The 22663-nt window shown below is 39.4% G+C and carries 25 protein-coding genes; 5 read left to right on the top strand and 20 right to left on the bottom strand.

Annotated features, from left to right (window positions below; genetic code table 11):
- Nucleotides 1-130 precede the first annotated feature (130 nt).
- Nucleotides 131-1144: an alcohol dehydrogenase AdhP gene (gene adhP, locus CSV77_RS05935; RefSeq protein ID WP_099672801.1), complete on the top strand. Its 1014-nt coding sequence runs from the start codon at nt 131-133 to the stop codon at nt 1142-1144.
- 215 nt (nt 1145-1359) lie between these two features.
- Nucleotides 1360-1590, top strand: coding sequence for a hypothetical protein (locus CSV77_RS05930; RefSeq protein ID WP_099631342.1), 231 nt, complete (start codon nt 1360-1362; stop codon nt 1588-1590).
- 533 nt (nt 1591-2123) lie between these two features.
- Here the strand turns inward: CSV77_RS05930 and mdh are convergent.
- The 15 genes from mdh to CSV77_RS05855 all read right to left on the bottom strand — a co-directional run bounded on the left by mdh (nt 2124) and on the right by CSV77_RS05855 (nt 13308).
- Nucleotides 2124-3074, bottom strand: a complete 951-nt coding sequence (mdh, locus tag CSV77_RS05925; protein WP_099672687.1) for a malate dehydrogenase — start codon at nt 3072-3074, stop codon at nt 2124-2126.
- A gap of 23 nt (nt 3075-3097) precedes the next feature.
- Entirely contained in the window at nt 3098-3493 is a 396-nt protein-coding gene (locus tag CSV77_RS05920; RefSeq protein WP_099672800.1) for a BMC domain-containing protein, read from the bottom strand.
- Between the two features lie 25 nt (nt 3494-3518).
- Nucleotides 3519-4121 (bottom strand): hypothetical protein, encoded by a 603-nt coding sequence (locus tag CSV77_RS05915; RefSeq protein WP_099672686.1) that lies wholly within the window; start codon nt 4119-4121, stop codon nt 3519-3521.
- Nucleotides 4111-4770, bottom strand: a complete 660-nt coding sequence (gene pduL / locus CSV77_RS05910) for a phosphate propanoyltransferase (protein WP_099672685.1) — start codon at nt 4768-4770, stop codon at nt 4111-4113. Before pduL ends, CSV77_RS05915 begins: the two co-directional genes overlap by 11 nt.
- A 19-nt stretch (nt 4771-4789) precedes the next feature.
- Entirely contained in the window at nt 4790-5077 is a 288-nt protein-coding gene (locus tag CSV77_RS05905; protein ID WP_085132816.1) for a BMC domain-containing protein, read from the bottom strand.
- Nucleotides 5078-5089: 12 nt separating this feature from the next.
- Nucleotides 5090-5374, bottom strand: a complete 285-nt coding sequence (locus CSV77_RS05900) for a BMC domain-containing protein (protein ID WP_099672684.1) — start codon at nt 5372-5374, stop codon at nt 5090-5092.
- A gap of 6 nt (nt 5375-5380) precedes the next feature.
- On the bottom strand, nt 5381-5653 hold the full coding sequence (locus CSV77_RS05895) for a EutN/CcmL family microcompartment protein (protein WP_099672683.1): 273 nt from the start codon (nt 5651-5653) through the stop codon (nt 5381-5383).
- A 32-nt stretch (nt 5654-5685) separates the two neighbouring features.
- Nucleotides 5686-5973 (bottom strand): BMC domain-containing protein, encoded by a 288-nt coding sequence (locus CSV77_RS05890; RefSeq protein WP_099672682.1) that lies wholly within the window; start codon nt 5971-5973, stop codon nt 5686-5688.
- 19 nt (nt 5974-5992) lie between these two features.
- On the bottom strand, nt 5993-7543 hold the full coding sequence (locus CSV77_RS05885; RefSeq protein ID WP_099672799.1) for an aldehyde dehydrogenase family protein: 1551 nt from the start codon (nt 7541-7543) through the stop codon (nt 5993-5995).
- Between the two features lie 50 nt (nt 7544-7593).
- Nucleotides 7594-7875: a hypothetical protein gene (locus CSV77_RS05880; protein ID WP_099672681.1), complete on the bottom strand. Its 282-nt coding sequence runs from the start codon at nt 7873-7875 to the stop codon at nt 7594-7596.
- On the bottom strand, nt 7875-8627 hold the full coding sequence (locus tag CSV77_RS05875) for an HAD family hydrolase (RefSeq protein ID WP_099672680.1): 753 nt from the start codon (nt 8625-8627) through the stop codon (nt 7875-7877). The genes CSV77_RS05880 and CSV77_RS05875 overlap by 1 nt, the downstream gene beginning before the upstream one ends.
- The gene (gene eat, locus CSV77_RS05870) at nt 8627-10021 is read right to left on the bottom strand and encodes an ethanolamine permease (protein ID WP_099672679.1); all 1395 of its coding nucleotides are present in this window, start codon (nt 10019-10021) and stop codon (nt 8627-8629) included. Before eat ends, CSV77_RS05875 begins: the two co-directional genes overlap by 1 nt.
- Before the next feature lie 54 nt (nt 10022-10075).
- The gene (locus CSV77_RS05865; protein WP_099672678.1) at nt 10076-11107 is read right to left on the bottom strand and encodes a phosphotransferase enzyme family protein; all 1032 of its coding nucleotides are present in this window, start codon (nt 11105-11107) and stop codon (nt 10076-10078) included.
- 27 nt (nt 11108-11134) lie between these two features.
- Nucleotides 11135-12385: a class-III pyridoxal-phosphate-dependent aminotransferase gene (locus CSV77_RS05860; RefSeq protein WP_099672677.1), complete on the bottom strand. Its 1251-nt coding sequence runs from the start codon at nt 12383-12385 to the stop codon at nt 11135-11137.
- A gap of 146 nt (nt 12386-12531) precedes the next feature.
- Nucleotides 12532-13308, bottom strand: a complete 777-nt coding sequence (locus tag CSV77_RS05855; protein WP_099672676.1) for a DeoR/GlpR family DNA-binding transcription regulator — start codon at nt 13306-13308, stop codon at nt 12532-12534.
- A 485-nt stretch (nt 13309-13793) separates the two neighbouring features.
- Here CSV77_RS05855 and fabG point away from each other — a divergent pair, with 485 nt between their 5' ends.
- Both fabG and CSV77_RS05845 read left to right on the top strand, forming a co-directional pair.
- Nucleotides 13794-14558 carry a 3-oxoacyl-ACP reductase FabG gene (gene fabG / locus CSV77_RS05850; protein ID WP_099672675.1) on the top strand — a complete coding sequence of 255 codons (765 nt, stop codon included), beginning with the start codon at nt 13794-13796 and terminating at the stop codon, nt 14556-14558.
- Nucleotides 14559-15364: 806 nt separating this feature from the next.
- Entirely contained in the window at nt 15365-16747 is a 1383-nt protein-coding gene (locus tag CSV77_RS05845) for an SGNH/GDSL hydrolase family protein (protein WP_099672674.1), read from the top strand.
- A 246-nt stretch (nt 16748-16993) separates the two neighbouring features.
- On the opposite strand, the gene CSV77_RS05840 is transcribed toward CSV77_RS05845, so the two are convergent.
- The 4 genes from CSV77_RS05840 to CSV77_RS05825 form a co-directional block, all read right to left on the bottom strand.
- Nucleotides 16994-17257: an excalibur calcium-binding domain-containing protein gene (locus CSV77_RS05840; protein WP_099672673.1), complete on the bottom strand. Its 264-nt coding sequence runs from the start codon at nt 17255-17257 to the stop codon at nt 16994-16996.
- A gap of 359 nt (nt 17258-17616) precedes the next feature.
- A complete protein-coding gene (locus CSV77_RS05835; RefSeq protein WP_099672672.1) occupies nt 17617-18591 on the bottom strand; it encodes a sensor domain-containing diguanylate cyclase in 975 nt (324 codons plus the stop codon).
- Nucleotides 18584-19414, bottom strand: a complete 831-nt coding sequence (locus tag CSV77_RS05830; protein ID WP_099672671.1) for an alpha/beta fold hydrolase — start codon at nt 19412-19414, stop codon at nt 18584-18586. The genes CSV77_RS05835 and CSV77_RS05830 overlap by 8 nt, the downstream gene beginning before the upstream one ends.
- A gap of 434 nt (nt 19415-19848) precedes the next feature.
- Nucleotides 19849-20616 carry a DUF2935 domain-containing protein gene (locus tag CSV77_RS05825; RefSeq protein ID WP_099672798.1) on the bottom strand — a complete coding sequence of 256 codons (768 nt, stop codon included), beginning with the start codon at nt 20614-20616 and terminating at the stop codon, nt 19849-19851.
- Between the two features lie 387 nt (nt 20617-21003).
- On the opposite strand from CSV77_RS05825, the gene CSV77_RS05820 reads away from it, so the two are divergent.
- Entirely contained in the window at nt 21004-21279 is a 276-nt protein-coding gene (locus tag CSV77_RS05820; protein WP_099672797.1) for a YqhV family protein, read from the top strand.
- Nucleotides 21280-21346: 67 nt separating this feature from the next.
- Here CSV77_RS05820 and CSV77_RS05815 read toward each other — a convergent pair whose 3' ends face one another.
- Entirely contained in the window at nt 21347-22579 is a 1233-nt protein-coding gene (locus CSV77_RS05815; RefSeq protein WP_099672670.1) for an MFS transporter, read from the bottom strand.
- Nucleotides 22580-22663: the final 84 nt, after the last annotated feature.

Here is a 22663-nt window from a genome sequence, read left to right as displayed (position 1 = left end):
TTTTCACGTAACGTGTACTAATCTGTATTCCCCCGACGTATAGATAGTCCGTAAGAGAAAAAGGGAGGAATCATTCATGAAGCCAGCAATTCAAAACAGTAATGCAAGAGGGACTACAAAACAGACCACAATGAAAGCAGCGATCGTTAAAGAATTCCAGACAAAGTTGCAGATTGAAGACACACCAAAACCAACACCTGGAGCCGGTCAGGCACTAGTCAAACTAGAGGCATGCGGCGTCTGTCATACAGACTTACACGCGATCAACGGTGACTGGCCTGTCAAACCGAAACTTCCTCTCATTCCAGGTCATGAAGGTGTAGGAATTGTTGAAGCTATTGGACCGAACGTCACGGCTGTTAAAGTCGGAGATCGTGTCGGTATACCTTGGCTCTACTCTGCATGCGGTGAATGTGATTATTGTCTACAAGGGAAAGAAACTCTGTGCCACAATCAAGAAAACGGTGGTTATTCAGTGGACGGTGGATACGCGGAGTATTGCCTCGCAGCAGCGGATTATGTCGCGAAAATTCCAGAAAACCTCAGCTCTGTTGAAGCCGCACCCATCCTCTGCGCAGGTGTGACAACATATAAAGCGTTGAAAGTATCCGGTGCAAAACCAGGCGACTGGGTCGCGATTTACGGCATCGGCGGATTGGGCCACGTAGCGCTACAGTATGCGAAAGCTATGGGATTCAATGTAGTGGCGGTAGATATTGCGGATGAAAAGTTAGAGCTCGCGAAGAAACTCGGCGCTGACATAACAGTGAACGGCAAAAAAGAAGATCCTGCCGAAGCCATCCAACAACAAATCGGCGGCGTACAGGCGGCTATTAGCGTAGCTGTAGCCCAAGTACCTTTCGAGCAAGCGTATCGTTCCGTCAAACGTGGCGGCACATTGGTTGCGGTCGGATTGCCACACGAAGATTTACCGATCCCCATTTTCAACACCGTGTTAAACGGAATCACAGTAAAAGGTTCCATCGTGGGCACACGAATCGACATGAAAGAAGCGCTTGATTTTGCGGCACGAGGAAAAGTGAAAGCACAGATTGAAACGGCTCCCCTTTCCGATGTGAATGCAATTCTTGAAAAGATGGAAAAAGGGCAAATCAATGGCCGTATTGTGTTGACGTTTGATTGAATGTAAGTAGAGTCGGCACCACATAATCGCATATCGAGAGCATCACAACGAGGCTTCCTATCGGTTTATCGATGGGAAGCCTCGTTTTTTTAATGATGTAGTTGGTAGAATCGCATATTCTGTAGATAAATACTCTTTTATTATCGCAAACCGAGTGTATTGCATTACATCGCCTTGCTGAACGCTACATATAGTACAGCAAGGAGGTGAAATATATGTCGAAATGTGCAAAACTAAGCAATGAATGGCTTTTCTTCTTCGGGATTTTAGCCGGATATGCTTTGCTCGGCTTGTTTTTGATCGTTCCGGGCCTATTGGCAACTCTCGCTGGAAGCTTATTGCTATTTGCTCTTGCTGTAATTTTGGTGATCAGTATCGTCTTGTTCGCCTTGGCGATCATTTTGAAAGGCCTTTCCCGGCTGTTTCATATTCGTAAACACAAATAAGAAAATAACCGTCACTTTAGTAGTGGCGGTTGTTTATACATATAATGAAATGAATTACCCTTCAAGATAAGTTCTCATCTTCATACTTACTTGGCCGATATAGTTGAGTCTACACGACTTGTTAAGCCTCTTAAAACTATTATTATAGAACCAACGCCGACTGCCCTACGTTGATTTGATCAACCTTGTATGAACTGTGTAAGAACTTACATTAATATACCTTTCCATTCTCACTTCGTACTCCAGTGAAGCATTTCCCTCTTGAATTACATTCCGTTTGCTAGCTTACACGACTGTATTTCCTCATCGTATTTCTGATCAAACGCCACCAAATCTTTATAAATAAACGAGTTAGCAAATGAGATGATAAACGGTATTACTGGAAAATCACGAAAAAGTTCCTCGGCTAATTTCACAAGGAACTATTACCTTTTGTACATATTCGATTATCTGCTTAGTGATTAATTTGTTTAGAAGACTGTTAATATACTCTAATAGAAGCGCTCCAATCGGATTCACGCTTCCAAACCATATTATTTGCCCAACTCATAAATTGATTTTAAGATCTTTTGAACTGAATTCGCAGAGCGCTTCAATGCATTCATCTCCTCCTCATCCAATGGTAATTCAATGATACTTTCAATACCATTACCGCCCAGTATTGTGGGAACTCCAAAATAAATGTCTTTAAAACCATACTCGCCATCTAAATATGCTATAGCTGGCAAAATCCGTTTTTTATCTAATAAAATAGCTTCCGCCATTTGTACAAGTGCTGCGGCAGGAGCATAGTATGCACTTCCATTAGCAAGTAAGCTAACAATTTCCCCCCCGCCTTTTCGGGTGCGTTCCACAATTTTTTCAATCCTATCAGATGAGAGTATTTTATCTAATGGGATACCCCCGACGTGAGAATATTGAATTAGCGGTACCATATCATTTCCATGTCCACCTAATACAAACCCCGACACATCTTCTACTGAAATATTCAGTTCCATCGCAACGAATGTATTGAAACGTGCTGTATCCAATACTCCCGATTGACCAATCACGCGGTTTTTAGAAAACCCGGTTGTTTTATAGCAAACGTAAGTCATTGCATCCACTGGGTTACTTAAAACTAAGACGTAGCTCTCTGGAGCATAATAGGCAACTTTTTTTGAAACTTCCTGCATAATCCCCGCATTTGTAGTCACCAGTTCATCTCTACTCATACCTGGTTTACGCGCAATACCTGCAGTAATGATTACGAAATCCGAATCCTTAATATCTTCGTAATTAGACGTGCTTTGAACTCTTGTATTCGTTCTGTGTATAGGTCCTGTTTGCTGGATATCTAAAGCTTTTCCTTTAGCAGTATTCTTAAAAGAAGGAACATCAACAAGCACTATATCCCCTAACTCCTTTTGTGCTAATAAAAGGGCAACTGTAGATCCGGTATGTCCAGCACCTATGACCGCAATTTTCTTTCGGATAAACGCCAAAATGTAACCCCCTTTTATTTATATCAGTATGGCTTTTTTGTTTTTTCAATTTTATGATCCTCATCAGCTGGTATAGGTTTATTCACTTGTTTTTGCACACTTTCTACTCTTGCATTCTTCTTTTGTATTTTCTTCTCCCCTATTTCTACTTTGGATAGAATTAATTTCGACATCGAATCATCAAGGTTTGGTATTACATGGCTCGCAATAAGTTCGCCTACTCTGGTAGCAGCTATTTCCCCTGCTTCAACAGCTGCCTTTACTGCACCGACATCTCCTTCAATTACTACAGTCACAAGTCCCGCGTCGATTTGTTCATGTTTTACTAATCGGACGTCTGAAGATTTCAACATAGTATCTGCTGCTTCGATAGAACCTATGAAACCTTTTGTCTCAATCATACCAATTGCTTTCCCCAAAATATTCACCGCTTTCCTTGAATACTTATTCAATTACCGTAATTACTTTTCCAAGCTCCTTTGCAGTATCACGAGCCAACGGAGTAACAATAGTGGCAGGTCCAATAAAAATAACTTTGCTCAAAGTGTTTTTCACTATTTTTTCAGTTAAAAGTTTTTCAGCTAAAAGGTTATTTACGTTTTTAAGAGACCTTGTAAAATTATTCAATGTAGTGAAATGTACACCAAAGCCCTCAAGCTTTTCCTTATGTGCAAACAGATAACTTTTATACGGTGTGTACTTTTCATCCAGGCACAATAACCACTCTAAGTCCTTTGATGGAATCATCGTTACTTTCTTGCCATTCAGTAAAAACGTGGCAAGCCACTTACTACACGGATCATCCGCTAAACCCATCGCTCCTTTTACAAGAACGTTTTGTGAAACATCACAAAACAGTACATGATCTGCACTTTCCTCTGGATTCTTAGTTACTTTCCAATCCTCGTTCAATATTTGAACAGTTTCGTTGTCAGCATGATGAACATATAAGAGAGGCAATGATGTATCATTTACATATAGCTTTGATTTCCCCAACTGATTTAGCACTTCTTGAACTATGTCCTCAATCGCGTTTTTATGATTCATTATTCCGCTCAATATGACGAATTGTACCGAACGAGCCGTTTTCAATAGCACACGAGTTAGCTTCATCCGTATCAATATGCATATCCATTATGTAGTTGGGTGACACGCGGATAAGCACTTTTTCAAATGTTACAGGTCTCTCATTTTGTACTGTCACTTTTACGTACTCGCCATTAGTTACTTTGAGTGTTTCTGCATCATCTGGGTGCATATGAATATGCGCTTTCGCCACGATCAGGCCTTCTTTTAAATAGACACTTCCCTTTGTTCCAACTAACGTAATAGAAGCTGAATCTTTAATATCTCCTGATTCTCGCAACGGTGGATTTACTCCTAGTTTAATTCCATCCGTTTTGCTCACTTCTACTTGAGACACACTACGAGCGGGTCCGAGGATACGAACTGAATGTATACTGTCACGTGGCCCAATTAAAACGACAGTTTCGTTAGCAGCAAATTGTCCAGGTTGTGATAGATTTGACTTTTTCGTTAATTCGTAACCCGGTCCAAATAACGTTTCGATATCCTCTTGACATAAATGACAGTGTCTTGCTGAAATAGAGATCGGGATTGCACTACTATTTGATGAGTTTTTAGTCATCTCATTAATGACATCTTCCACAATTGCTTGAATTACCTCCCCGTCCATAAAGTCCCCCCCTTTAGTATCAATTTAAAGAATCCGCTTTTGGCAATAAACTCTCTAACTCATTATGCGGTCTTGGTATTACATGAACTGAGATTAGCTCACCCACTCTTTGTGCTGCAGTAGCTCCTGATTCTGTCGCTGCCTTTACAGCCCCAACATCACCTCTCACTAGAACGGTTACAATGCCGCCACCAACATGGACCTTACCTACCACTTGAACATTTGCAGATTTCACCATTGCATCTGCCGCTTCTATAGACGCTACTAATCCCTTTGTCTCTATCATTCCTAAAGCTTCGCTACTCATGTTATATTCCTCCTATTTTTCATACGTTTTTTCCAACATATTAGTAATGGTCTCTCGCATCGGTCTCGCTATAACTTTCGATGCAATTAATACATCTGCTTTATCGGCAATTTCTCTACCCTGTTCAATTGCCAGGTGAACGGAGTCTACGTCACCTACAATAACCACTGTATAATATGCTTGACTCACTTCTTCTGTTGAAAGAATACGAATATTTGATGTCTTAAGCATGGAATCTGCAATAATGATAGAGTGGGCAACTCCAAATACTTCTATCATGCCTAATGCTTCTTTCATTTTTCATCACATTCCATTCATAGGGGAATCCACAATACCAATAACGATGGCATCGATAGGGATTTTTTGATCCGCTTGAATAATACTGGCAGGAGAACCTTGTGTAACTATCACTTTATCCCCTATTCCTGCACCTATACGATCCACCGCAATAATAGGCATCTCAGAAGAACCGAGTTTTTGATCTAAGCCCGGTTTTATTACAAGGAACGTTAAACCTGTCAGACCTTCCTCTTTACGGGTTGCCCAAATATTTTCTATGACTGTACCGATTAACATTCCTGATCCCCTGCCCTCATATCAAATATGTCTCATGAATTTACCTTTGGCAGTATACTTGAAATTTCATTATGTGGTCGTGGTATTACATGAACCGAAAGTAATTCCCCCACTCTGCTTGCGGCCGCACTTCCTGACTCAGTGGCTGCTTTCACTGCTCCCACATCCCCTGTTACAAGAACTGTTACAATGCCTCCACCAACATGTGTCTTACCTATTATTTGTACATTTGCTGCTTTGACCATTGCATCTGCCGCCTCTAACGCAGCTACCAAACCTTTTGTTTCAATCATTCCTAACGCTCCATTAATTTCATTCATTACAATTTCCTCCTTTTAATTAACTAGTGGACTGTTTGACTATTTGTTCTATTACAGTAGAAATTGTTAATAGGCTTGAATCAAGATGATTTTTATTTATTTCTTGCATGACTTGATCCACAACTTCTTCAATATTGATATTTGTATCCTTGTCAGAAATACCTTCCGCAGGTTTTAGTCTGTAATGAGATTGTTTTGGAAGTGTAACTTCATTGATTCCAAAAGCAATTCTTTTCGTATTAAACAAATGTCGCGCTGTAATATTGTCTGACGAAATATTACCTCCATACGATCCGCAACCTAGCGTTAAAGACGGCATAAGTGCTGTAGTTGCACCTGCTGCGCCAATTGACGCCATTGTATTGACTAAGACACGAGAAACAGGCATCGCAAGACCAAACCGTTCTGCAGCCTCATCATCCGAAGTATGAATAGAACAACTATGTCCCCTTCCGATAAAGTTTAAAAGTTCTCCACAAATCCGGTGGGCTTCTTCTTCACTTTCCGCTGTGTATAGTGGAAAGATCGGGGCGAGTTTTTCAAGTGAAAATGGAACACTTTTCCCGATCTTGTTCTCTTCAGCAATTAATACTCTCGTACCCTTGGGCACATTAATATTAGCCATCTGTGCTATCCACTCTGCAGATCTACCTACTATTTTGGTATTTAACTGCCCCTCTTTAGGTGCAATTACGTTACCTAATCGTTGCTTCTCTTCTTGATCCAAAAAATAGGCGCCGTGATTACGTAATTCACGCATTGCTAATTCTTTAATGTTTTTATGCACAACTATCGATTGTTCTGTAGAACACAGAGTCCCATTATCAAATGTTTTGCTATCTAAAACCAGTTGAACAGCTTTCCTCACATTTGCCGATTTCTCAAAATACACGGGTCCATTCCCCGGGCCGACACCATACGCTGGCTTACCCGAACTATATGCGGCTTTGACTAGTCCACTACCGCCCGTGGCGAGAATCAGATCAATGGTTGGATGTTGAATGAGACTAGTAGTAGCCTCCATAGATGGTTTCGAAATCCATCCAATGAGTCCTTCAGGCGCCCCCGCCAATATAGCGGCTTCTGAACAAATCTTTAAAGCTTCTACCGTGCAATAAGCTGCTGTAGGGTGTGGACTAACTACGATTGCATTTCCAGCCTTTAGTGAAATCAATGTTTTGAAGATTGCTGTAGAGGTGGGATTCGTTGTCGGACAAATAGCCGCAATAACCCCAAATGGATAGGCCACTTCTGTTAATTTCAGCTTCTGATCACGCTTGATTACACCTATCGTTTTTTCATCTTTGATAGACTCGTAAACACCCATAGATCCAAGTTCATTTTTTATTTTCTTATGCTCTATAACACCCATGCTCGTTTCTTCTACAGCAATTGTTGCAAGATAGTCCGCCTTTGCAAATGCAGCTTCGGCAATACTTTTAACTATTCGATCAATTTTTTCAGGCCCGAATTTAATAAACTTCTCTTGAGCCGATCTTGCTCTCTGTACAGCTTCCATCATCTCTGAAATTGCACTATATGAAGTACTGTATTGAGTAATATGAAACATCCTCTCTGCATTCGACATCAATGTTTCAAATTGGGTATGATTAGTAACCATTAGTATTGTGTATGAAATCTAATGTTGTCTGAATTCCTACCACTTGGTTGTCTCTTCGAATTCTTCTCAGAAATACTATTCCACTTACGCAGATCCTCCGGTGTTAAGGGAGAGAGATCACTCTGTGTATCCACCATATCTCCACTTGCCCTTTGTATAGATGTTGAAATATTATTCCAACGTTTTATTTCCGATTCCGTTAAAGAAGATGACGGCGTTTTTTCTTGCTCCAATCTTTTCATAACCATTTTAGTAATTTCTGCAATAATATCTGCGTTCATCATTTTGCCTCCTTACTCGAAGAAAGTAATTCAGAGTAATTATGAATTAGTAAATCCGCTTCACGTAAATGCGTTACATCACTTCCGGTGTAACTGATTATTCCTATAGTAAACTTCACTCCAGCGCTCTTTCCTAATTGAATATCCGCATTCGTATCGCCAATCATAACGGAGTTTTCTAGCTTCACTCCGTAGCGATCACGAGCGGCATATGCTAAGTCTGGGAACGGCTTACTACGTTCTACCAAATCGCTACCAATTACGAAGTTAAAGTACTTTAGTATGTTCAACCTATCCAACTGGTCATTCGCTTTGTCTGTATCATCGGCAGTCAAAACCCCTAAATTATACCCTTTATCAGTTAATTGAATTAGCAACTCTTCAATACCATCAACTAGTTGCAGAAACGGCGAGTGATTTTGCCGCTCATTTGCATAATCCACACTATTCCTTGCATATAAAAGCGCACTGCCCCAAGACATTCCTTTTGTGTAAAGCAAAAATGCAATAATGGATACACTTTCTTCTACACTTCCAATTGCAAGAGGACCTTTAGGATCAATTGTACCGTCTTGCTTATTGACGCCGATTAAATACTTGATTCCTTCAGCTTGATACGGATAGTTAGATATAGAATTTGATAGATATTTATCAACATCTTCTATCCACGGCAACCAAACTGAAGGTAAATCAATTAATGTACCATCTTTATCAAACAGAATGGTCTGCACGTCTTCTTGCAAAAGGTTCATCAAATACTCTCCTTAGCAACTTCAGGAATTAGATGCACTTCATCTTCTTCAGTTTGTAAAAATTGTTCTTCAGGCGCATCTGCATTGATATTGTGCCGTGCCCATATGAAGTAATACAGAATCGCTACTCCGAAAACTGCAATACTCACCCAGAAGAAAGTAAGATTTGCAAAGAAACTAGCGAAAAGGGCTATACAGGCTAATACCATTGAAACAATTGGCATAAATGGATACATGGGAGATTTATATGGTCGATGTAAATTAGGCTCTTTTTTACGTAAGATAATAAGTGAAAGATTGACCGAGATGTACGAGATCAGTGCACCAAACGTAGCAATTAAGATCAAATCATCCGGATTAAAGAATGCGACTAAGACTAATCCAATAAAGCCAGGTAGAATTATTGCCATATATGGAGTTCGTCGTTTTGGATGTAGTTTTGAAAATATTGCAGGCAAATATCCTGCTCTTGATAAGGAAAATATTTGTCTAGAATAGGCGAGTATTACTCCTGAGAAACTAGCTATCAAACCAACCAATCCAACGGAAGCAAGTAATTGTGCCAGCCAATAGGTATTTCCAAATGCAGCGGCAATTGCAGCAGGTAATGGATCATCCGCTGTGCTTAATTGATCGTAACCACTAAGACCAATCGCTACCGTTGTAGTTAATACAGATAAAATAATGAGTGTAAACATTCCCGACAAAATACCTTTTGGCATATCTTTTTTCGGATCACGGGTTTCCTCTGATAACATCGGTAGCATCTCGATAGCTAAGAAGAGCCACATAGCAAATGGCAAGGCTGCCCAAATTCCCTTTATGCCACCTGGAATCATGGATTGACCTTCACTTCCAAATAAATTTTCGACTTTAATTTGAGGTAATCCAACGAAATACATAAGCACTAAGAGCGCTAATGCGATGAACACCAATACAGCTTCAAGTCTTGCATATTCTTTAACGCCTAGAATATGGACAGCCATGAAGAACACATACATAACCGCAGCCGAAACAATTGGATTGACAGCTGGAAAAAGGAAGTTAATATACGCACCAATACCAATCGCTACAACTGGTGCAGCTATAACATACTGCAACATGACACCTATACCTGTAACAAAACCTACAAAAGGACCCATGGCACGTCTAGCAAATGAATACGGTCCACCGGCAAATGGTAAAGCCGTGGATAACTCGGAAATACCGAATGACATGAAGGCGTACATGATACCCATTACAGCCACAGCTATTAACATGCCTACATATCCAGAAGAACTCAATCCGAAATTCCAACCAAAGAAGTTGCCCGATATAACGATACCGACACCGATAACCCATAAGTTAAAAGGGGTGAGTGTTCTCTTTAATTCTAAATTCTTTTTATCACTCATAGTATTCTCCTTTTAAAAACGTATTTTTATCTTATTTAAGGTTCGACAACTAATTTATTCCAAATATTCAAACTTCTCTAGATATAAAATAGCCAAGTTATCGGTCTCCACTGAATATTCAGCTCCAAGTTCTTCAGCAGTCTCATTATCGCGACTACCAATCCATGCAATGAGTTGCAATCTTCTCATCATGATAAATGTTGGAATTTCTCTTTCTTCTCTCGGGGATAATGGGCGTACTTCCCTATACCCTTCGAGCCAAGCTTCTATCAGTCTAGGGACGTAGGAACGATGTTCAATAAACGATAAAGATGTAGCTAGGTCATATAAGTACCAACCAAATCCACTGTCATCAAAGTCAATCACTTGTACGATCTTTTTCTCGTTATCTATAAGGAGATTGGCATGTCTCAAATCCGCATGAATTAAACCAAAAGAATCAGGTGCTTTACCGAAATTCTCCAAACGAGATTTAATTGTTGATGAAACACGCGATAAAAGTTGCTCACGTTCTGGAGTGATCCCTCTGCCGTCTTGCCACCTTCCCCATTTAGGTTGTTCGCCCAACAAATTATCGTAATCCCAAATAGGACGTTTAATTTCTCCAAACTTAGCATAATTGGAAATAGAATGTTGATGAAATTGCGCTGTAGTTTTTCCGATTTCTCGAAATATCCGTATTAATTTTTCTTCATTATCGACATCCGGTGTTTCGCCTTCAAGAAAAGTAAATAGCACACAATGGTATTCTCTATTATCTCCTTCTAATGTAACCGTTTGCAAAAATTCATTGTTTGAACCTAGAATAGGTTTTGAAACCATGATTGTTGTATATTCATCAATGGATTGTAACCATTTAACTTCACTTTCAATTTCAACTTTCTTATGATAATCTGGTCGACAAACCCGTAAGATGTATTTTTCATCAGTTGCCGCATTTTCCACAAGATAAGTAGCATTTTCAGAGTAATCTAGGAGCCTGACTGAAAAATCATCTAGCCCCTCATACATAACCTTCGCTTTTTTCGACACTTGATTAAAAAATTCAATTGACCGATCCCATGTATTCGCACTTGTATTACCCATCCTCAAAATCCCCCTTTCTAAATGTCTCTACATTTTCCGAACAGCCTGACCAATACTCGTCTCCACACGATTCAACAAGTCATCACAATAGCGTTGATCTAATAATAGTCCAGGTTTAAATTGTAAAACCTTTGTATCAAGCATTGAATAAATGGCCCATACTCCATTTTCATACAACGACCTCATAATATCTTTAGCTCCATCCGTTCTGTCAAACTCCAAGCCAAGAATGACACCTTTTTGACGTATCCCCGTGAATTGATCTGAATACTGATTCTTAATTCTCTCCAGACCAGAACGTAAATATCTTGCAGTATAATCTACATTTTCTATCGTCTCAGGGCGTTGAGAGATCTCTAGAACTTTCATCGCCACTACACACCCTAATTCTGATCCACCGAATGTAGATATATGTGCAAAGCCATCTTCATTCATCCATTGACCTACTCTATCGCTGACGATAGTAGCTGCAATAGGATATATTCCGCCACTTAGACCTTTGGCAGTTACCATAATATCCGGTTTGATATTATGATGCTCAAACCCCCATAGTTTTCCAGTTCGCAAAAGTCCTGTTTGTACTTCATCTGCAACATATAAAGTGCCATATTTCTCGCACAATCGTTTTGTCCCCTCCAGATAACCAGGATTAGGTAAAGGGAAACCATATGTAGCTGGTATTGTCTCAATGATCACACATGCTACATCTTCTCTAGATAACACTCTTTCCATTTCATCTAAATCATTGAATATAACATTGACAACTTCATCCGCGCTTCCTTCACTCAAAAACAATTTCGAGTAACGTTCATTTCCTAAAGAAACTGCTATTCCAGTGTGACCATGATATGCATATTTAAGAGAAACTACTTTTCTTCTTTTAGTTGCATAACGTGCACTTTTAATAGCTACATCTATAGCTTCTCCACCGCCACTTGAAAATATGGAGTAGCGAAGATTATCTGGAGTACACTTATCAAACTGTTCAGCTAACTGCGCACGTGCAGTCGAGGGAAAATGATGATTTCCAATATCAAAATAATCCATTGCTTCTTTTAATGATGATATAATCTCCTGATTTCGATGTCCCAAATTGTATGTTCCTCCATTTAAATGAAGGTCCATTAATTTTTTGCCTTCCATATCATAAAGGTAATAATCTTCACGTTTGCCAATTACTAAATCAACACCATCCGTTTGCCACTGTTTCGTCTTACCGGGATTCCAATATTGTATAGATTTATCTAGTACTGCTGATTTGCTCATGTTATATTCCATGACTTCTATCTCCACCTTTACTTAGAAAGTATTTTATCAATTAAATATATCCATTACAGACTAATCCATTAAATGGTATAGCATAACTTTCTTTATTCATATGAAACTTTTTAGTGAGGTAACAAAACATATTATAATTTGCAGTTTCAACTTTCCAAATTAGCTACAATTAACTCAATGCTGTTTTCCTCCAATACGTTATTCCACTCATTAGAACACTTCTTATCCGTAATAATCATAGATATATCTTTCAATGAACAGATATGAGCAAATGTAGTCCTTCCAAACTTCGAGTGATCGGCAAGTATGATCGTTTCATCTGCCCGATTCATCATTTGTCTCGAACTACTAGCTCCCTGCAAGTCATAGTCAGACATGCCTTCATTAATAGATAAACCTCCTGCTGCTACAAAAGCTTTATTAGCTTTTAATTGATTTAGAATAGAAGTAGATAAAGGACCACTTGTAAATTTTTGGTTTGCTTCATACTCACCTCCAATAAAGATTACTTTCCCATGAAAATGTTCCATAGTAGCTAACAATACGGGTACTGACGGTGTGATGATGGTAATATTTTTTTTAGTAGCTAAATAAGGGATAATCCCTACTGTTGTAGTGCCATGTCCAATAATTACACTATCACCGTCTTCAACTAATTCGGCAGCCGCTTTGCATATAGCATTTTTTTCAATACTTAGAATATCTGCTTTCAAATCAAACGGAAGCTCTAATGAAGATTTTTCTTTAACAGCACCACCATAAACCTTTTTTAAAATCCCTTCTTTCTCAAGACGATCTAAATCTCTTCGAATCGTTTCTCCAGATACTTGAAATTCACTTGCTAGCCTAGGCACATATACTTTTTCATCTCGCTCTAATGCTTCTAAAATCACTTTTTTTCTATCCTCAAATGATAATGACATAATTCAATCCCCTATTCTGTCTATGTGTAGAACACCTCACATTCACAGTATAATAGACTCTATCACAAGAATCGACTGACAGCCTTTAAATGATGTGTATTGTTTTTGATTCTTGTGGATTTATAAAAGAATATCATCAGCATTCCAAATAGTCAATAGAAGATTCAGAATTCATTAAGCTAATATTCATTTAATGTTTTATCATTCGAAAAGCATCTAAAGGTACATAATCATAGTAATAATTAACATATGCTGTAATGTTCCAACAAATACACCGGCCTACAGTAGTTATAAAAACACGATGATTATTAAAAGTATTCGTGAAAGAAGAAAGATAACCGATTGACTAAAAATCTTTCTAATGATACTATGATTCAAATCCACAAGATACAACAAACCGTTGTGGTTTTAACCATACATTCAAATTTCTAATTTACACTTCTTATTGGTAGACGATATTTAAACAATTATAGGAGGATGATAGAATGAAGAATCAATTTGATGGAAAAACAGTGGTAGTAACAGGTGGTAGTAAAGGGATTGGCAAAGGTATTGCAAAAGTCTTTTCTGAGCAAGGGGCAAATGTTGCCATCATCTCTCGTGATTTGACGCAAGGTCAAAAAACCGCAAAGGAATTGCAAAATAAAGATAATAAGATCCATGCTTATACAGCAGACGTGACATCAATACATTCATTGGAGAATGCAGCAAAAACTATTTTTGATGATTTTGGTAATATAGATATCATTTGTGCCAATGCGGGGATTTTTCCTTCCGCTACCATTGAGGAAATGACCGAAGAACAATGGGATCACGTACACAACATTAACTCTAAAGGTACCTTTTTTACAGTTAAAGCGTTTATGCCATATGTGAAAAAAGCTGAATACGGACGTTTCATATTAACTTCTTCTATTACCGGACCCATTACAGGCTATTCTGGGTGGGCACATTATGGAGCCAGTAAAGCCGCACAACTCGGTTTCATGAGAACTGCCGCACTTGAATTAGCCAATAATAATATTACAATTAACGCCATCTCGCCGGGGAATATCCTCACCGAAGGTTTAGATGGACTGGGAGAAGAGTATTTAAATTCTATGGCTGCAGCAATACCATTTAAACGCTTAGGAACTGTAGACGATATAGGACATGCTGCTGCCTTCTTTGCTTCTAAAGAAGCAAACTTTATAACTGGGCAAACACTTGTGGTAGACGGTGGTCAAATTTTGCCTGAAAGTATTGAATGAATATGATGTATTTGCAAATCTTCTTTAGTAAGATTTTTAGAAGGCGGTGATCTAAAGATAACCCACATGACTAGAAGCACTTCATTATTATCACTTTGAATTCAACTATAAACACTTGCTAAAGTATTGCGAAAAGCGCCAATCCGCGAAAGGGATTGGCGCTTTTCATATGATTAAAGAAAAAGTATGCATTCTACTCCCACCAAAAGTTACAGATGTTCTTTTTCCATACCCAAAACATGACACTAGCTGACTCAACTATCAGTATCGCCAGTACCGACATACACTTACACGATAGCGCAACTGACTATGAGTCGATCTAGTACCAATGAACTTTACGAATAAGGACGTTCGCGAGATAATTCTCGCCATTGCATATATCGTAATTAATTAAAGCTGTGACAATAGAAGAAAATAATTCAAACTCATTTTTGCTACCGCTCTTTAATTCGTCAACAGCTCGATAGTGTTATATGAGATATAAGTACGTCTAACCCAAGTAAAATCCGTCACACGCTGTTAATTCATAAAAAGATTATGGAATACTAGTATCCTTTTGGCAAAATGACTTCTATGAAGAGTGACACGTAACTTACAAAGCGAGTCAACACACGGTGGTGTAAACCAAAAAGTGGGACGCGGATCAACATTGGCACTTAGTACGAATAAAATTCAAATCCCCTAATTAACTTTCAATTTTGCAGATTTTTCAGTATTCATGCTATAGTATTCTAGTACGAAAAAGTCAGAAAACTCTTTCGTACACACAACGTATCACGATTCTTACTATCAGACAGGGGGATTCAATGAAAATCAAATCATGGGCAGCATTACTTTTTGCATTCTTTTTAAGTGTAGCGGTTGCTACAACAGGATTCGCGGCACAACCGGCCGAAGGGTATGACCCGGAAGACGGCATCTATGTAAAAGCGGAAAGCGAGTACTATTATAATGGACGCTACTCTAACGGGCGTGTCTTTCCCGAATATCTGGCAAAGGAATTGACCGGAGATTATGACAACTTGACAAACTATGCAGTTGGCGGTGCTTTTTCAGGCGTCCTATTTGGAACAGAAGGCAGCGAAGATGAACGTTCCAACTATTCCACTTTCCTAAAAGGCTGGAGCGCGGATCAGCAAGTGAAGACGTTCCTTGCAGAACATAACGGGAAAATCGATCCAGACGCTCTGTATATCATAAGCGTAGGTGGAAATGATGGCTATGCAGTTGAAGATCTTGGCGTAGATCGCACCGCCGAACTTGCCAGTGACTTTTCCTTGAAGATGGTACAAAATCTACTAGAGGGCGGTGCGAGATACATACTGCTACCCAACCGTTATGAAGATGACCGTAAAGGGTTGACCGAATTTGAAGACATAAGAAATCAGCAAACTGTCCAAAAGATCAATGACTACTTGGCGCTGGATTCTACGCCAGACGATGTCCATGTTCTATATGGACATAATCAGCAGCTCAAAGAAAACATTGACGAACAAGGTTTCGAAAAATTCGGCTACAAAAGTATGGGATTCTATTTAATTTCCGACTGGGTCCCAGCATACGGCTATGCAGTGGCTTCTGAAGATAACAGCGATGTTTTCCCGACTACAGAAAATGAGGAAACATACGGCGGCTATGGTCTCTACTCTACCGATAGCAAATACTACACGCCCGAAACTGCAGGATTTGAGCCAAATGATTTTTATTTGTATGACGAATATCATGTAAGCAACAAAACGCATCGCCACATGGCAGCCTATCTACTAAATACAGATATAGAAACTGAAGACGGCCAGTTCAAGAACATCTACAACGGAGAACCCAACCCATTTGCCGAAGCACTTGCGGATGGCACCATACCGTCTAAGTATTCAACAGTCTATACATTCGGTGACAGCAGTATCGATTCCGGTCGTGGCCTCAGTATAACGACGGAACTTGTAAACAATCGCGATAAACAAACTTCAACTTCAAGTGAAGAATCACAACAACAAAACCCGTTAGCTTATACTGTAAAACGAGGCGACAATTTGTGGACAATCATCAAAACCCACTATCCTAATATACAGACAAACACGGAAATTTCAAGGCAAGTTCAAGAAGTGTACGATGCAAACAAACATCAAATTGCACATCCCGATTTGATTTACCCGAACCAAACGTTCACTCTTCCGGCTGCCAACGACTAATTAATCTATCGTAATAATCGTGTTGAGAACAAGTAGCTATTATAAAACTAAAAAAGGTTTTCTGATTATATCCATGATCAGAAAACCTTTTAATTATATAGAGACCGGTATCTCTTCTAGATGACATTATAGACGATTCACGTTGGAAATCAAAAACCAGATAACTACGCGGTGACTTGTTACCTTCTTTGAAATATCCCTACTGATGTACTATCTAAATACTAGTATGGTAGTAGCTATTCTGCCTTATCTCTCGCAAGCAATACCATCTTTATCTCGATCAAGATTTGTGTGTGTGTTATATATACTAGCCGCGACAGTAGGCTTCAGTTTAGTTTTACCGCCTTTATTTTTCACACTAGCATTCTTTGCAACACCGCCAGGATATACTTTATTCAACTCCGTGCAATTCTTAAACTTCGCTGCAGCCGCTTCGGTTGTTTGAACCGGTAGTAACACGATACTGCATGCTAGTAGTGCGGGTAAAACTCTCTTCGTAAATTTAATCATAATCTCTTCTCCTCTTTATACCACTCTCATTTTTACATCTCGTCCTGATACATCACCAGTGTCAGTTATACGCTTCCACTCAAGACGCTAGCCAATGTATCATCACTATCTTTAAGACCAACAACTAAACAGACATCATTTACCAAATCTTCATTCGGATTTTCCATTTGTATTCTTTTTTCTTATATTTTACAGCAAGAAATCTTTTTTGCTAGTCTATTTTAACTATTAAACAGTTTATTATCATTTTTATGAATAATAATTAAAAAAATATTAATATTCTATTCTACTCTCTTGATACAGTACGAATATACTAGTTATCAGAGACAACATAGTTGAGTAAAGCCACGGTCCCTCCCTCACTCTTCCATCCCGAATGTAATCCGATTCCGTCCATTGTCTTTTGAATTATACAATGCCCAATCTGCCCTAGACTGCAAGGAATTCTCTGTATCTCCCGGCACCTTGGTCGCTACCCCAATACTGATCGTAACACCATAAGTATTCCAGTCCGCATTTTCGACTTGGCAACGAATTCTCTCAGCTATTTCTAACGCCTCTACTTTCCCTGTTGCGGGGAGAACTAATGCAAATTCTTCTCCCCCGTAACGAGCAGCCACATCATCTTTTCTCGTTCCATCCCTCAACAAATTCCCCAACTTCCGCAATATGCTGTCGCCTGTCAAATGACCATATGTATCATTGACCTTTTTAAAATAGTCTATATCGATCAACAGAAAAGAAAGAGTCAGGAACTGTTCAGTGTCTGGCATGAAATATGAAGAAAGACACTCTTGTAGATAGTGACGGTTCCTAAGACCTGTCAGTCCATCCGTATTGGCCATCTCCAGAAGCGATTCATTTACTGCCAATAACTTTTTCTGCTTGGACTCTAATTCGATTCGCAAACTCTCCAACTCTGCTATTTGCTTCGCCTTGAGTAGATTGCGTGTTTCGGTGTCTTTTTTGGCCGCAAGAATCACTTCCTCATACTCGATCCTGTTTTTCATGCGCAAACATGCACAGTCATTGAACACCTTTCCATCGCGTTCATTGCGCAATGCGTTCAATAGCACGGAAATTTCCTGCCCATCTTTAGACTTAAATGAAAAATACATCTCTTCTACTTTATTTTGTAATCGAATCATTGGAAAAAAGTACAGCTGGTAAAAAGACCGGCTAGCGTTTGGCAATAGTAAATTGATGTGTTTCCCCTGTACCTCATGAAGCTGATAACCGAGTAAACGAAGCAGCGTTTGATTGACTTCCATCATCATCCCTGCATCATCAAGTGTGAAATAACCAAACGGCGCAGAATCTAGCTGTCTATCCATTTGTGACGGGACGTTTGTATGCGGAAGTCAAATAATGGCTAATCAGCTGAACGGTTTCTTCTGGATGACTCATATGAGGGCAGTGGCCAGTCGCCTCCATGATTTCGAGCGTGCTATTCTGTAAGTGTCGATGCATATAACGCCCTACTTCAATAGGCGCAATACTATCATCCGAACATTGGAGAATGAGCGATGGCACCCTAACCTTCTTCACATCCTCCCGATGGTCAGAGAAGAAAGTCGCAATCGCAAAACGGTGGGCGACTTCTGGGTCCGTCGAGCAGAAGTTATCCTCCAATTGCTGTGAAAGTTCAGGTCTTTCAGGGTTTTTCATAATAACTTGTGCTAGATAATTCGCCCAACCGATATAATTCATGTCCATCATCTGAATCAAACCTTCTAAATCTTCCTTCTCAAACCCGCCGTAGTAATCGGGCACTTCATTTAGATAACAAGGAGAAGGACCTATTAATATGAGATGTTCAAATAAATCAGGCTGCTGAATAGCCGATAGCATACCGATCATACCGCCGACAGAATGTCCAACGAATATCGCTTCCTTTAATTCTAAAGCATTACACACATCGAGCACGTCTTGCGCATACCCATTGAGATCTTGATATTTTTCCGCACGGTATGCTTGATAATCAGACTGCCCCGAACCGACATAATCGAATAAGACCACTTGGAAATGGTCTTCAAAGTAAGGTGCTGTCAAGCTCCACACATTCAGATCACATCCGAAGCCAGGCGCAAACAGTATGGTCTTTTCACCTTTCCCCGTAACTTTGACATTATTGCGTAAGAGAATATCTTGATTCATCGTACAACCTCCATTTTTCAATTTACTATATTTAGTCATATAGTCGCTATATATCTAGTTCATTCATCCCGACTTCAGTATATAGTAAATTTCGATCTCTTACAATTCAGTATATTTATTGAGCTCATCACTGATAAATGAATCATCATGCTGTTTTATTGCTGACGGTTCATACATAGCGCAACTTCTTTCGGTAGTACGTGGGGAGCATCACCTTTGGCAAATTTTCCTTTCAAAAGACGAATATTTTTTCTTTTAAGATGTGTATATATAAACATGCATATCTGTTTACATAAGAACTGATTGTAAGTACGTCAATTATCAAAAAGCGTCCACTCCGAAATTTTGGAGTGGACGCTTTTCCTTTATAAGAGGTTATCTCTCTCATATTCAAATACCTGAGTTGTGTGGAAATTGTGTGGGGACCTGGTACCTCACAAAGGATCCCCCTGTGGCGCTGGAATATCCGTTAACTCAGCCAATTTCATTAAATAATAAATTTCTTCACGCGCCATATGATCTGCCATTAAAGGAGTAAGGGTTCCCAGCGTTTCTTTCTTCAAATCCATCTCTTCTAGCTCTTTTAAAAACGCTTTAAAAATAGTCATTTCTAAGTTAATGTCCTGGTGAAACCTATTTAACGCGGGGAACTCCATAATATTGGTGCGTACATAACCCGCCATCTCAATCGCTTTTAAATAAAAGGCTTCCCACTCTTTAGTAAATCTTTCACTTTCCTTTTTCAGCTGCGTTTCCACACGGTCTAAATTTGTATCCAGAGCGTTTGCATGCCCCACCGCATCTAGCAACCAAAGCAAGTCATGATGAAGAGGATGCACGACCGGCGGCTTCTCTCCTTTCGCAAAACAAGCAAATAGACGTATAGCTTCTTCCACTTCATTCACCATGTGATTAATAAAGGAAGGCGGCAAAGAAATTTTGATGTTGCCGACCAAATGCCGCTCGATCAATAGCAATTTAAACTTGCGGATTTCTTCAGCCGCTTGTTGAGTTTCTTGCGCTACTGTTTGCAGGGTTTGTGTATCAGCACCTTCTTTTGCTTTAGCTAGAAGGCCATCAAATACTTGTATAAAATAACTTGCTGTCTGAATATTTTCCACTTCATCCGGCGCTAAAGAATCATGAATGAAGCGTGCATGATCACCTAATATCTGTAACCAAAAACGCAGTTCAAATGACATCTCTTCCTGTAAACTCTTCAATATATTCCCTCCCTATTCGTCGAGGTTACTGGCGAAAAATCTTCTCTTCACACCAACAAATGTGAGGAGCTTTCCATTTTCAGTCACCTACAACCTTCTTCCCTATTCATACTATGTTGCGTTGCTGATTTTATGTATGTTTGACCAGAGTACTCATGTCATCAGTTGAGCATGCAATGCGCATATAACCGATCTATATTCAGGGCACAAATAACTCATGGACACCTTGCATATAGATAGAATTAATACAATTAAAGGACGTGGTTTCCATCATAGAAAGAACGCTACTTTTCTTTATCATATTATGAGGGAATTGTGTGGGAATTGTGTGGGGACCTGGTACCTAACCAAATACAATCAAAGGACGTGATTTCCATCATAGAAAGAGCGCTACTTTTCATCATCATATTACGAGTAATTTCGGGAAGCATCGAAATATCCGCTGCTGCACTCATGTTTAAATTCAACGACTTGGAAAAGGCTTTTTATATTAACTCTCTACTTGCATTAGTCGGTCCATTTATACTAATCGTGACGACAGGAATCGCCTTGCATGGTCTAACGGAAAAAGTATCTATGTTACGTATGATTTGTCTTTTCGCAGGGATTTTCCTCATTCTTTTTAGTTTAAAGTCCAAGTAACTTCTTCCTCTAGTACATATCTGTAAACAAAAAAAAACCTGACAGCAATGATCTGTCAGGTCCTTTTTCATTTTTTTTCATTTGATTCTTCAATTTCTTCAACTTGTATGAACTTAAAAACCAGAACAGTCAAAATAACCCCCAGTACAGCAGCCAAGATATAACTGCCGTTTAGAAAATCTTTCATAGCAATCGACATTAAAGGAGGACCTGCTGCCACACCGATAAATCTTGCTGAACTGTAAAATGAGGAAACCGTGCCTCGCAGTTCTTTTTCAATATTTTCTGTAATAATGGCATCCAACGCGGGCAACAATGCGCCAATCGCTATTCCCACTATACTCGTCACGATCAACAAGAGGATCAATTTTTTACTTGTAAATCCAACAAAAATGACACTGGCAGACATGCCGATTAAGCAAATGACCATGACTCTTTTTATCGTTTTTAGCTCCCCTTTAATTTTTCGGCCCGATAAAAAGGAAGCTATGCAAAGGAATAATAACGGAATGGCCAACACAAAACCTTTTTTAATCCCTTCAATATCATGTGTTTTCTCCAGGTTTTCCGATAAAAAAAATAACATACTGAATAATACTAGCATGACCAGAACACCATTCAAGAACACGGTATACAACCATTTACCTTCTGACGCAAAAATGTCTTTCGTGTTCTGTAGAAATACCTTAAACTTTACTGGTTCATCTTTTTCTTTCGGGACTTTAACAAAGAACAAGATCAGAACAAACGAAATGACACTGAGTGCAGAAATAGAGAAGAATGGCAGGAACCATAACGCAGCAGCTAATGCTGAGCCTAAAATAGGCGCTAATACTTTTCCAAACGTGTTCGACGTTTCGATAATCCCTAAACAATTACTGCTTTTTTCGCCATCATCTTTATACAAGTCACCCACGAGCGGTAAAACGATTGGCATAGCACCGGCCGCTCCTATCCCTTGTAATACCCGGCCAATAATAATCATCGTATACGGGTCATCCATCTTCCACGACGCAAACCCTGCAATCAGACCCCCGATCAACGCCAAGACCAAACTTGGCAATATGACCATCTTCCGTCCGAAACGGTCTGACAAATACCCAGCTACTGGTATGAGAAAAATAGCCGCCACTGAATAACTAGTAATGATCATACTCGACTGGAACGACGTAATACCCACTTTATCTTCCAATAAAGGAAGCACTGGTATGAGCATAGAATTCCCGAGCGTCATAATAAGAGGAATTGAAGCCAGACTAACAATGCACCAGACACTTACTTTGTCCGCACCTTTTTCCATTACCACACCTCGACTTATTGTGTTCAAATAATTACAGGTATGGTCTCCTAACTTGATCTTTTTATACTTCATGACTTATTTTTC

Origin of the sequence: Sporosarcina sp. P16b, assembly GCF_002743065.1 — a bacterium.
GTDB lineage: Bacteria > Bacillota > Bacilli > Bacillales_A > Planococcaceae > Sporosarcina.
This window is presented reverse-complemented; position numbering and strand designations above follow the sequence as displayed.

Bases quoted from the DNA above. Each gene is read 5' to 3' on its own strand.
- CSV77_RS05840 (WP_099672673.1), bottom strand. From the start codon at position 17,257: ATGATTAAATTTACGAAGAGAGTTTTACCCGCACTACTAGCATGCAGT.
- CSV77_RS05885 (WP_099672799.1), bottom strand. From the start codon at position 7,543: ATGTTTCATATTACTCAATACAGTACTTCATATAGTGCAATTTCAGAG.
- CSV77_RS05895 (WP_099672683.1), bottom strand. From the start codon at position 5,653: ATGTTAATCGGTACAGTCATAGAAAATATTTGGGCAACCCGTAAAGAG.
- CSV77_RS05890 (WP_099672682.1), bottom strand. From the start codon at position 5,973: ATGAATGAAATTAATGGAGCGTTAGGAATGATTGAAACAAAAGGTTTG.
- CSV77_RS05875 (WP_099672680.1), bottom strand. From the start codon at position 8,627: ATGAACCTTTTGCAAGAAGACGTGCAGACCATTCTGTTTGATAAAGAT.
- CSV77_RS05930 (WP_099631342.1), top strand. From the start codon at position 1,360: ATGTCGAAATGTGCAAAACTAAGCAATGAATGGCTTTTCTTCTTCGGG.
- adhP (WP_099672801.1), top strand. From the start codon at position 131: ATGAAAGCAGCGATCGTTAAAGAATTCCAGACAAAGTTGCAGATTGAA.
- CSV77_RS05835 (WP_099672672.1), bottom strand. From the start codon at position 18,591: ATGGATAGACAGCTAGATTCTGCGCCGTTTGGTTATTTCACACTTGAT.
- CSV77_RS05855 (WP_099672676.1), bottom strand. From the start codon at position 13,308: ATGTCATTATCATTTGAGGATAGAAAAAAAGTGATTTTAGAAGCATTA.
- CSV77_RS05830 (WP_099672671.1), bottom strand. From the start codon at position 19,414: ATGAATCAAGATATTCTCTTACGCAATAATGTCAAAGTTACGGGGAAA.
- CSV77_RS05900 (WP_099672684.1), bottom strand. From the start codon at position 5,374: ATGAAAGAAGCATTAGGCATGATAGAAGTATTTGGAGTTGCCCACTCT.
- fabG (WP_099672675.1), top strand. From the start codon at position 13,794: ATGAAGAATCAATTTGATGGAAAAACAGTGGTAGTAACAGGTGGTAGT.
- CSV77_RS05865 (WP_099672678.1), bottom strand. From the start codon at position 11,107: ATGGGTAATACAAGTGCGAATACATGGGATCGGTCAATTGAATTTTTT.
- CSV77_RS05825 (WP_099672798.1), bottom strand. From the start codon at position 20,616: ATGTCATTTGAACTGCGTTTTTGGTTACAGATATTAGGTGATCATGCA.
- CSV77_RS05815 (WP_099672670.1), bottom strand. From the start codon at position 22,579: ATGGAAAAAGGTGCGGACAAAGTAAGTGTCTGGTGCATTGTTAGTCTG.
- CSV77_RS05880 (WP_099672681.1), bottom strand. From the start codon at position 7,875: ATGAACGCAGATATTATTGCAGAAATTACTAAAATGGTTATGAAAAGA.
- CSV77_RS05905 (WP_085132816.1), bottom strand. From the start codon at position 5,077: ATGAGTAGCGAAGCTTTAGGAATGATAGAGACAAAGGGATTAGTAGCG.
- CSV77_RS05860 (WP_099672677.1), bottom strand. From the start codon at position 12,385: ATGGAATATAACATGAGCAAATCAGCAGTACTAGATAAATCTATACAA.
- pduL (WP_099672685.1), bottom strand. From the start codon at position 4,770: ATGGACGGGGAGGTAATTCAAGCAATTGTGGAAGATGTCATTAATGAG.
- eat (WP_099672679.1), bottom strand. From the start codon at position 10,021: ATGAGTGATAAAAAGAATTTAGAATTAAAGAGAACACTCACCCCTTTT.
- CSV77_RS05845 (WP_099672674.1), top strand. From the start codon at position 15,365: ATGAAAATCAAATCATGGGCAGCATTACTTTTTGCATTCTTTTTAAGT.
- CSV77_RS05915 (WP_099672686.1), bottom strand. From the start codon at position 4,121: ATGAATCATAAAAACGCGATTGAGGACATAGTTCAAGAAGTGCTAAAT.